Genomic DNA, 10,088 nt, shown 5'->3' on the forward strand with positions numbered 1-10,088 from the left:
TAGGGAGTATGAGATCCCCCCTAACCCCCCTTAATAAGGGGGGAACCGGAACCAGATCTAGATGTAGGGTGGGCAGTGCTGGAGTTATATTCATTAGCTTGTCCTAGACTTGGGTTGGCACTGCCCACCAACCAGGGAGTATCAGATCCCCCCTAACCCCCCTTAATAAGGGGGGAACCGGAACCAGATCTAGATGTAGGGTGGGCAGTGCTGGAGTTATATTCATTAGCTTGTCCTAGGCTGGGGTTAGCACTGCCCACCACCGATGGTAGGAACTGGAACCAGATCTAGATGTAGGGTGGGCAGTGCTGGAGTTAGATTCATTACCTTGTCCTAGACTTGGGTTGGCACTGCCCACCACCGATGGTAGTAGCACTGCTGGGTTAATGGGGAGTGTCAGATCCCCCCGCCGCCCCCCTTAATAAGGGGGGAACTGGAGTCGGGAGTAGATGTAGGAGTTGAGACCAATTCATTTCCTGGCAAATCAGGGTGGTAGGCACTGCCCACCACCCTCTGATTAATCACAATAGTCTTGATTATTCATAGTTCAACCATCAAGCACCGTTTTTTGACGGGCAATAGCGCCCGTTAACTGCTAGCTTTCCTTTATCGTCTTCCGCACAGAGTAAAGTTTCCACCCATGGGTCATCTCGGGACACTTCCCGGAAAAACTCATCGGGGTCTCCCGCTGAGGGAGTGGTAAACCTGGAGGAGAACAGGTCAGGTAACTGAGTCAGCAGAGCCACATCGAAACCATATCGACGTGTGGGTGCCATGTAATAGGGTAATTCGCCACTAGCAGTAGCATAGGGCATGGAAGTTTCAGCGCCTCGATCATCCTTATCTATGTCGTATCTAAATCGAGTGGGGACTTTGTGATCACCAGCCTTCTCATTTGCATGCACGAATGGAGCTGTATCATAGGCCGCACGCTTGAACTGGATTAGGGAGCCGCTAATCCGCACCGGGATACCGTCATTTTGGGCGCAGCTTCCGCCAGCTTGCCGCCAGTTTTCTAGGAAGCGTACGAAGTTCTCTAAACTACCGTTATATTCCTCTGGCCTTGGGGGACTATCCCCTGAAGCAATCACTACATTGAAGATTGCTCCCTCTTCATTGGCTCGCTGTGTCCAGCCCTCTTCCATTTCCACACATTCCCCTCCTTCTATCGGGAGTCTGTTCTCTGTTCCTCGGGGTTCAGCAGTCAGGGAGTGAACTTGTAGGACTGGAACCAACATCGGTTGCTCTGTTGTTGGGTTTAGTAATTGCCTTTGGTAAAACAGTGGTCTGTTCTGACCGAAGTTTAGTTGGCCTGGAGCAGGATTGCTAGGGTTCTTTTGATCTCTAGTTGTTCTATACCACAGAGCATGCGGTGCTAATCGAGGTCTAGTGAAGCCATTGTATGGGTATTCTGCGACCCTCCCTGAATCATCTCCTGTTCCATTCGTTCCGTTGATTCCCAGAGGAGTCGGAAGACCGCTATTTTTTAGATCCAAGTTATTGGTGGCAGGATCCCTTAGGAAAGCAATGCGACGGGGATAGCGTTGATCGGCGGGATCTATGGCAGGTCTTGCTGTTGTGCCGGACAAAAGTTGAGCGACATTAACATTAGTATTTCCCAAAATTTGAGGGTCACTAGCCGGTAGCTGTTCTCGTGTATCACCTGGATTAAATTCACCATCACCATTATTATCAATGCCAACGACCCAGTCATCAGGGTTACAGGCTGAAACCGGCACTTTCCGACAAATTTCCATGACATACTCTGGAAATTCCACCCGTCGCTGAATTGGAGTGACAAAATTGCTTAGGTAGGAACTGTTTACAGTTCTTGGGTTGGGATTTTCTGGAGTAATAGGTCTTGAGTCAAGACTAGGTCGAGGGTTTTGCCTCCCATCTGGATTATCAATCTCACCGTCATCGTTTACATCCCACCAGTTGGCACTAGTGACAAAGTTATTGTCAAATATGCCATTTAGTTTAAGTCCTGCTGCAACAGTTATCTGAGACTCCTGAACGTTAGTGTCAGTTACATTACCATTACCATTGAGGTCAAAGCCAATCTCTGTTTCATTGAAAGGTGTTGTTAAGTCACCATTGCCGTCTACGTCATAACCATAGAGAATTTGAGACTCTATAACCTTTTCACCTGGGACACCGTTGCCATTCAGGTCAGCACCGTTATAGTCAGGGTTACCCTCATCTGCAATGCCTATTAAAGTATCTGGATCTAGAGCACCCGGAGCAGGGGTTATCAAATTACTACCCATTGGTATTCCCCTCAGGTCATAGTCCCCATCGGAGCGGAAACCAAAGTTAAAATCCTTAGACAGTAGGGTAACGCTATCAGCAATCACTACTGCTGGTCGCCACAAATCCCCATCTTTACATTCCGGCAATCGACTATCATTTTGGCGACAAGCAAAGTTGTTGTCCAGGTTTTTACGACTGTAGAAATTGCCACCTGCATTATTATTCCAAGGCTGATTTTCCAGTTTCTCCGTAAACTCTTCCACCAAATCTCCCCCAGGGGTTTGGTGCAAATTAAAGCCAGATGTTGTACCATTTCCGTTGTTTTCAGCTGCTTGGATATACACTGGCAAATTGGTGGCTAAAATTAACCCTTTCTCTGCTCCTGGGGGATCGGTCAATTCAAATGAGTTACTGTTGTCTTTACGGGCTAGCACTGTCCCATTCCGTAAAATAATTCCATTGGGACGGCGAGTGGGGTCTAGCTCAAAGTCTACGGGACTTAAGCGCCTCCTTTCTTCAGGGGTAGCTCCAGGAGTTTTATCACTTAGGTCTAGTAAGGCATCATCACGGGTGGCGTAGATAATCCCGCTATTCGGTAGCAGATATTCTGGCTTAGGACCGTTGTCTGATGTACCACTTGTTTGTTCTTTTCTGAGCTTACCGAGATCCAACACCGTCGCCCGGATTTCCAGAGGCTGACGGTCTTCTATGGCTAGGTCATAGATGATATCTTTAGTGTTAGGATCTTCAATTTCCTGGACTTGTCTGGCATTCAAAAAGGACTCTTCGTAAATTGCCCGATTAGGGATGTCTGCCTCACTTTGATTAGCTGTAGGGTTTTCTAAAATTTGTAGGGCGCAAATTGCGGTATCAATGGCTGAATTATCAGCTAGGGTAAGGTCACCTGTTTTTTCTAAGGCTATTTTCAAAGGTTCATTGGCAAGACGCCCATTGGGAAATACTAATCGGGCTTGTCGTTCCAGTGTTGGTCTATCAAAAGTTCTACCGGGAAAGGTGTAAACGATGCCATTGTTAGACCTTCGATTTTCATTTGGATCTACCCCCAATGGAAAATTATAATAATCAACATTATTTTGAGCCGATTGTTCATCTGTGGGGTCATAGTAGCTACTCACACAGGCAATCGGTTCTTGGTCAAAATTTTCTTTTTCTGGGTTATCTTTTTCTGGGTTTTCGGTGTAGTGATAAACGGCGCTTGCCCTCATCAATAGGTCACTTTTCTGGTTCGCGTCAGTAATACCAGCAGGACCATCACCATTATTACCAGTTAAATCACCACCTACCCCACCATGCATGGGCATGGTATCTGGCCAGACCAGTATGGGGGGGAATCCTATCAATTCGTTTAAGTCATCTAGCTGTATTCTGTTATCAATATTCCGACTTTGGGGATCCACAAACCTAATATCCCAACCAGGAGGGGGCAAATAAGACTCCAACTCAGGATTAGTAGGATTATTGCGAGGGAACTTTGCCAGAAAATCCCCAAACTTATCATCATCCACATAAATCCCAGCACCGGTAACTACCCGCAATCCCCCATACCCTTGCAGGGGCTGAACCGGTTGCCTGGCCGCTGCTGCTTCCCAGAAACCATTGCGGTCAGTATCCCCTAAGTCAGACAAGGGAGTGACTTGGGTAGTGCGGTAGCGATTATCCTCGCTGTCATCCCACGTAACGCCACCCCCAATGTCTTGTGGAGCTCTAGCACCCTGGAATTCCTTTGCTTTGTTATCCCACCATCGAGCCGGTAAGCCATGACCGATCAAAACGCGATCACCAATTTTTAGTTCCCTACCTGCTTTCTGTTGTTCACTTGGTTCCGTTGCTGCAGGACTTAGCTTTTTTCCCTTGATATTGAGAGTCAGGCCATTGTTACTTTTGCCAGTATCTGGGTCATAGGGATATATCCAGTCATCCTGGGGTCGGAGGTCGTTGCCTTCCCCTTGGAGATTGGCCTTTTCATTTTCCTCTTCACCGTAGGGAACACGACGGGTGCGGTCTTTGAAGTATGTCTCTAGAGCTTTATTCCGTTGTTTCTCACGCTCTTTTTCATCTTCAACTTCTTCGTACTTTTTAAATACTTCCTCTGGGTCATTACCCTCACCCTTCTTTAACTGATCGCTTACCAGAGCATTAATTCGTGCGGTGAAGGCTTGGCTGTTATTGCCAATCTCATTGGGTGGTTGATTAACCGATCTATCATTTTTCTTTAACTTGACTACTGCCGGTGCTGCTTTCTTACCCTTGACTTCATTGCTATTGAACAGATGTATGATTCCTCCTCCGTCTCTATCTTGCTCATCATCTACACGACCAAAGGCCATATTGCCCCCGACAACGATCTTGCTGTTTTCTTCGGTGTAGTAGCAAGATTCCGGGCTACTGACTTGAAAATACTCATTCTTAGCATTACCGGTGAGAAAATTCCCGTTAGTAAAAACCCGGCCATTAATCTGGATGCCACTTCCAGGAGTAATTTGTAAATCATCATCGTAGACAATGGCATTGTTGGCTAGGGGAATTCTGGCTCGGTCTTGCTGATACTCTAGAGCTGAGAATCCGGCCTCACCCTTATAATTTTCATAGGTGGTATTATCCGGTAGTGTATCCCCAGCTACAATCGGCACCGTTGCGGTGTAAACAAATATACTTTTCTTTAACTTCGACTCAGACTTAAACCACCCGGAATTATCCACTAGGCTAGCGCTAGTGGTAGCAGCTGCTTTACATTTATCGCTGTTGCCTGAGTTAACCATCGGCGGGGTTCTGGCTTGTAGAGGGGTTCTGATTTTTTCGTTTAATAATGGATTTGGACTTTTGAAGTAAATTCCGTAGAGGGTGTAGCTATCGAATAGGCCATTGTTATCCGTATCAACCGGAAACCTCCAGGCAGTATTTATGGTGCTTTCGTTGCCGTTACTGTCTTCGTGTTCGAGCCTCAAACGCTTTTCATCACCAAAGTCGTATTTGTCACTATCGAAGGCATTTTCCAACGCTTCCTCTGATGGGGTCGAGCGGGGCAGGGTGGGGTCATCAAACAAGGCTTCCAATTTCGCTTGAGCCCGCTCAATAGCTGGAGCAGCGGCATTGAACACCGCTTGATTGACCCGATAATTACTGGCATTTTTGACCCGGTCAAAGGAGCGCAACACAATGGCAGTTACCAGCAAGGTTACCACCAAGGTCACCATAATCGCCGTAGGCAACACAAACCCGGCTGTTGCCACCCGGGAGCGACGGTGTAAAATAAATAAGCTACGCAACAGCCAACGCATCAAGGGTTTGGTGATGGCTTGAGACAGTTTAACTACCTGTTTGAGTAGTTTTGCGATCGCATTCGCTAACTTCTTCCTGGTTGACTTCTTGGTTGACATAGGGATTTTCCTGTCACATTTCCTGAGTAGATTCCTGAAGACGAACTAGTCCACGCACCCTAGATGATATAGCTCAAGGCAAAAGGCAATAGGCAAAAGGCAATAGGCAATAGGCAATAGGCAATAGTTGACTATAACGGCTTTTGAGCTTGTATCAGTGTCAAACACCTTAATGCTTAGTCCTATCAAATGCTTCAACGAAGCTAAGGGGTAACAACAATTAACAGACCCGATGGTGCGTTACGGGACGGACTGTCCCAACCCAGGCGTTGAGGCAGAAAATTAGGGCGAGCCCGTCCCTAACGCACCCTACGCCTAGGAACTTACCTTTAGATCTACCTACGAACAGAGAATAATAAATATTTAATTATAGTATCGATAGTTCCCAAAAACACAACCGAGATTTGTTAACAGTTTACCTAGCCTAGGACTTTCCTACCTCCTCTAAAGACAGACTATTCCCGCTTACCAAAAAACCATAGACTTAACCTACCCACATTAAGCCAAAAACCCATCACCCCCAGATAAAAAAGATGGGGAGATGGGGAGATGGGGAGGTGGGGAGATGGAGAGATGGGGAGATGGGGAGATAGGGAGATTTGTATTAAGCGATGCAGCGCGGTCTTGGGGAGGCAGCGCGGTCTTGGGGGTCTCCCCCATGAGCGACTGCCGTGGTTTCCCCCATGAGCGACTGCATCAAGACAGGGTAATTACCGGAAGCTTATATAGGGTTTCTCATACCCATCAGGTAAAGAACTAAACAGGATGTTTTGCCTCTTGCCTCTTGCCTCTTGCCTCTTGCCTACTCCCTACTCCCTACTCCCTGCTCCCTATTCCCTGATTTAATAATGATTCAGATTAATACCAGCTTCCTTAGCCATGGCTTGTAGACCCTTCTTCTGCAAGGTCTTTATGGCCTTAGTGGAAATCCGCAGCTTCACCCAACGTTTCCCTTCTTCCCACCAAACTCTTTTAACCTGTAAGTTAACGTTTTGTAAGCGCTTAGTCCGACGGTGGGAGTGAGAAACTGCATAGCCGTTATTGGCCTTTTTACCAGTCAACTGACATCTACGGGACATGGGGTACCTCTTGATTTACATCTGTTCTTGATCATATCTCGCAGATGGTGCGGGGAGTCGGGAGATGGGGAGATGGGGAGGTAGGGAGATGGGGAGGTAGGGGGATAGGGGGATGGGGAGATGGGGAGATGGGGAGATGGGGAGATGGGGGGAGTGATTAATCCATGGTGGGCAGTGCCTACCAAGTCTATGGCCACCATGGTGAATCTGTCTGATGCACTGCCCACCCTACATATATCTCCAACTCCCTACTCCCTACTCCCTACTCCCTACTCCCTACTCCCGATTCCCTACTCCCGATTACTCTTGCGTCAAACGGGTCATAACCTTATTGGACCGTTCCACAAACGCCTTCATGCCTTCGGCATCAAAGCCTTTCTGGGCCATCAGTGCCAGGTCATAGACATGCTGACAAATCATGTTAGCCAATTCTGCTGAGGGAGACTGACCGCCACTCTGAATAATACTGCTTTGACTGAGGTTGACTAGATTCTGAATCAGTGGGTGGGTGGTATTGACTACTAAAATATGTTCCTCTGGGAACTGCACCGAGTCCTGCTGCATCATGGCAGTCATTTCCTGTAGACGGCGCATGGCTTCCGGTAACAATACCATGGCCGGTGGGGTGCCTTGGGGGTCATCAGACTTCAGGGCTTGAGTCCGGACATTCACCTTAGGCTTATTAATCGCTTGCTCGAACAGTTCCTTAATCAGGTCAGAACGGGTTTTGTTAGTCTTCGGGTCAACAATCTCTTTTTCCTGGTCCTTATCAACAAGGGTATCATCTAAGTCTGAATCCACCCGAGAGAACTTAGCTTCTGTATATTCCCGTTCCAAGAAGCTAATGTAGTGACTGTCGATAAAGGAGTCCATAAATAGGACTTCTAACCCTTGATTTTTGTGCAGTTCTACATATGTGGCTTGGCTAGCCTCATCAGTGCAATAGAATACCCGATTTTCGTGGCGTTCTTTATTGCGCTCTAGATACTCTTTGAGGGTAGTGTAGGGTTGAGAAGACGAAGACTTAACCTGTTCTGTGCCAGCATCTGGCGTGACATCCTCCCAAGCATCCCCCTCTTGGGATTGCACTTCTACCTTAGGGGTGTCAGTAGGGGTATCAGTGGTTGGAGCTTCGGAACTTTCCACCGGTTGATAGGTGGTGCGGAAGATTACTATATCTTCTACTTGTTTCTTAAACTTCTCGCTATTGAGGCAGCCAAACTTGACGAATGTACCCACATCTTGCCAGGCACGGATGTACTGATCCCGCTCATCCTGGTACTGTTGCTTTAAGCGATCGCCAACTTTCTTAGCAATAAAGTCACCAATCCGAGCCACTGTCCGGTCTTTGGTCAGAGCAGAACGGGAAACATTCAGGGGAATATCAGGACTATCAATCACCCCTCGCAGTGGCATTAGGAAGTTAGGAATCACTTCCTCACAGTTGTCACTGACAAACACTTGATTACAGAAAAGCTTGGTTTGCCCCTTAGTCACATCCACGTCTGGCTTCAATTTGGGGAAATAGAGAATACCATCAAGCAAGAAAGGATAATCAGTGTTTAGATGTACCCACAGCAAGGGTTCATCTTGGAATGGGTAAAGATAGCGATAGAACTCCAGATAGTCTTCTTTAGTCAGATCTCTTGAAGATTTCTTCCACAGTGCCTCATGCTTGTTGATCACCTCATCTTCCAGCTTGATGGGCACTGCCATGAAATCACAGTAAGATTTGACTAGCTGACGAACCCGTGAGGGTTCTAAGTACTCCTGTTCCTCCTCTTGCATAGTGAGGGTAACGGTAGTACCTGGTTCTGTCCGCTCAGAATCCGATAGTTCAAAGGCTGGAGAACCATCACAGGACCAATGCACGGCTGTTGCCCCTCCTCGGTGAGATAGGGTATCAATTTCCACCTTCTGAGCCACCATGAAAGCAGAGTAGAAACCCAATCCGAAGTGACCGATAATCTGTTGGTCAGCTTGCTTTTGGTACTGCTTGATAAATTCTTCAGCGCTAGAAAAAGCCACTTGATTAATATACTTTTTCACCTCATCGGCAGTCATCCCAATGCCGTTATCTGAGATGGAGAGAGTTTTCTTATCCTTATCAAGGGTAATTTTAATTTCCGGGTCTCCCACATCCCCGTCAATCTCCCCAGCATAAGAGACCATCTTCAACTTCTGGATGGCATCCACTGAGTTGGAGATCAGCTCCCGCAAGAAGATTTCGTGATCGGTGTAGAGAGACTTCTTGATAATCGGGAAGATATTCTCAGTATGAATCGTGATTGTGCCTTGTTCCAGTACAGTCATTGGTATTGCTACATTAATATGATGAATGTCCCTTTAACGATTTTGAGGGATTACTTTTGATAGGAGAGATGGGGTTGTCCACCGATAGGGATTCGGATTTCCGTATCTTAGGGAATACTAATGAAGTTCTAAGCATATGCGCTACTTGAGGTGCGGTCAGCGGTCAGCGGTCAGCTTATTTTATTCAAAAGCTGTTCGCGTAGCGTAGCCTTTGGCCTTTAGCTGTTCGGTGTAGCATGCCCCTAGCCCATAGGCTGATAGCACCTCAATTAGCGTGCGTGGCACAGGCTTCGACGCTGGGAGGTAGCGCTAATCGCTGATAGTTTAATTATTGAAAATCCACTAGTCATCAATCTCCAGCCTAGCATATTGAGCGAAATCACCTAAATATTTTCCTTTACCTTCTGCTGCTTGCTGGATACCTCGTTTCACCTGCGCCAGGGTTTCGGTATTTTGCCATAACCACTGTTCTTCTTCTGGAATTGGATCGAGTAGGATTTGTCCTGTATCTTTGAGCAAGACTCGGTAGACTTTTGCCTTAGCTTGCGGTCTTAATTTTAAACAAAAGTGGTCATCAATTTCGGCAGCATTCTCAATGACCTGGAAGTTTTGGTTAAGAATAATTTTGAATAGCATAATAATATATATAGCACTTTTATTTTAGTTGTGAACATACTCCTTTAAGGAAAGACAAGAGTAATTTTGCATTCCCTTGATTAACTGGCCACAATGAATTCAATTGGAATAGTTTGACAAGGTGGTGCGTTACGGGACGGACTGTCCTAATACTGGCTACCGAAACATTAGCGCAAGCCCGTCCCTAACACACCCTACGCAATATTTACTATTTATTATTTATTTTTTATTATTCCCTATTCCCTGTTCCCTATTCCCTGAGCTATACAATTTAACTATATACCGAGAATAAATCAATCCGCGATCCCATGACTAAAGTTTTTCTAATCTGTTCTGGTCTAGGTCATATCCAGCGGGGCTATGAATCGTTTGCCCAAGAGTGCTTTGCTGCTTTATCTCAGGAATCGTC

5 protein-coding genes are annotated in these 10,088 nt (G+C 46.6%); 1 reads left to right on the forward strand and 4 read right to left on the reverse strand.

The annotated features are described in order from the left end of the window. Nucleotides 1–554: 554 nt before the first annotated feature. The gene (gene hpsA / locus F6J99_RS35005) at nt 555–5,651 is read right to left on the reverse strand and encodes a hormogonium polysaccharide biosynthesis protein HpsA (protein ID WP_293120069.1); all 5,097 of its coding nucleotides are present in this window, start codon (nt 5,649–5,651) and stop codon (nt 555–557) included. A 541-nt stretch (nt 5,652–6,192) separates the two neighbouring features. On the opposite strand from hpsA, the gene F6J99_RS35010 reads away from it, so the two are divergent. After that, nucleotides 6,193–6,411 carry a hypothetical protein gene (locus F6J99_RS35010; protein WP_293120071.1) on the forward strand — a complete coding sequence of 73 codons (219 nt, stop codon included), beginning with the start codon at nt 6,193–6,195 and terminating at the stop codon, nt 6,409–6,411. A gap of 82 nt (nt 6,412–6,493) precedes the next feature. On the opposite strand, the gene rpmB is transcribed toward F6J99_RS35010, so the two are convergent. The 3 genes from rpmB to F6J99_RS35025 form a co-directional block, all read right to left on the reverse strand. After that, nucleotides 6,494–6,730, reverse strand: coding sequence for a 50S ribosomal protein L28 (rpmB, locus tag F6J99_RS35015; RefSeq protein ID WP_008183615.1), 237 nt, complete (start codon nt 6,728–6,730; stop codon nt 6,494–6,496). A 300-nt stretch (nt 6,731–7,030) separates the two neighbouring features. Next, the gene (gene htpG / locus F6J99_RS35020) at nt 7,031–9,043 is read right to left on the reverse strand and encodes a molecular chaperone HtpG (RefSeq protein WP_293120074.1); all 2,013 of its coding nucleotides are present in this window, start codon (nt 9,041–9,043) and stop codon (nt 7,031–7,033) included. Nucleotides 9,044–9,385: 342 nt separating this feature from the next. Beyond that, nucleotides 9,386–9,679 carry a hypothetical protein gene (locus tag F6J99_RS35025; RefSeq protein ID WP_293120076.1) on the reverse strand — a complete coding sequence of 98 codons (294 nt, stop codon included), beginning with the start codon at nt 9,677–9,679 and terminating at the stop codon, nt 9,386–9,388. Between the last annotated feature and the right edge of the window lie 409 nt (nt 9,680–10,088).

Origin of the sequence: Moorena sp. SIO4G3, assembly GCF_010692305.1 — a bacterium.
In the GTDB taxonomy this organism is placed as follows: domain Bacteria; phylum Cyanobacteriota; class Cyanobacteriia; order Cyanobacteriales; family Coleofasciculaceae; genus Moorena; species Moorena producens_A.

Bases quoted from the DNA above. Each gene is read 5' to 3' on its own strand.
- hpsA (WP_293120069.1), bottom strand. From the start codon at position 5,651: ATGTCAACCAAGAAGTCAACCAGGAAGAAGTTAGCGAATGCGATCGCA.
- F6J99_RS35010 (WP_293120071.1), top strand. From the start codon at position 6,193: ATGGGGAGATGGGGAGGTGGGGAGATGGAGAGATGGGGAGATGGGGAG.
- rpmB (WP_008183615.1), bottom strand. From the start codon at position 6,730: ATGTCCCGTAGATGTCAGTTGACTGGTAAAAAGGCCAATAACGGCTAT.
- htpG (WP_293120074.1), bottom strand. From the start codon at position 9,043: ATGACTGTACTGGAACAAGGCACAATCACGATTCATACTGAGAATATC.
- F6J99_RS35025 (WP_293120076.1), bottom strand. From the start codon at position 9,679: ATGCTATTCAAAATTATTCTTAACCAAAACTTCCAGGTCATTGAGAAT.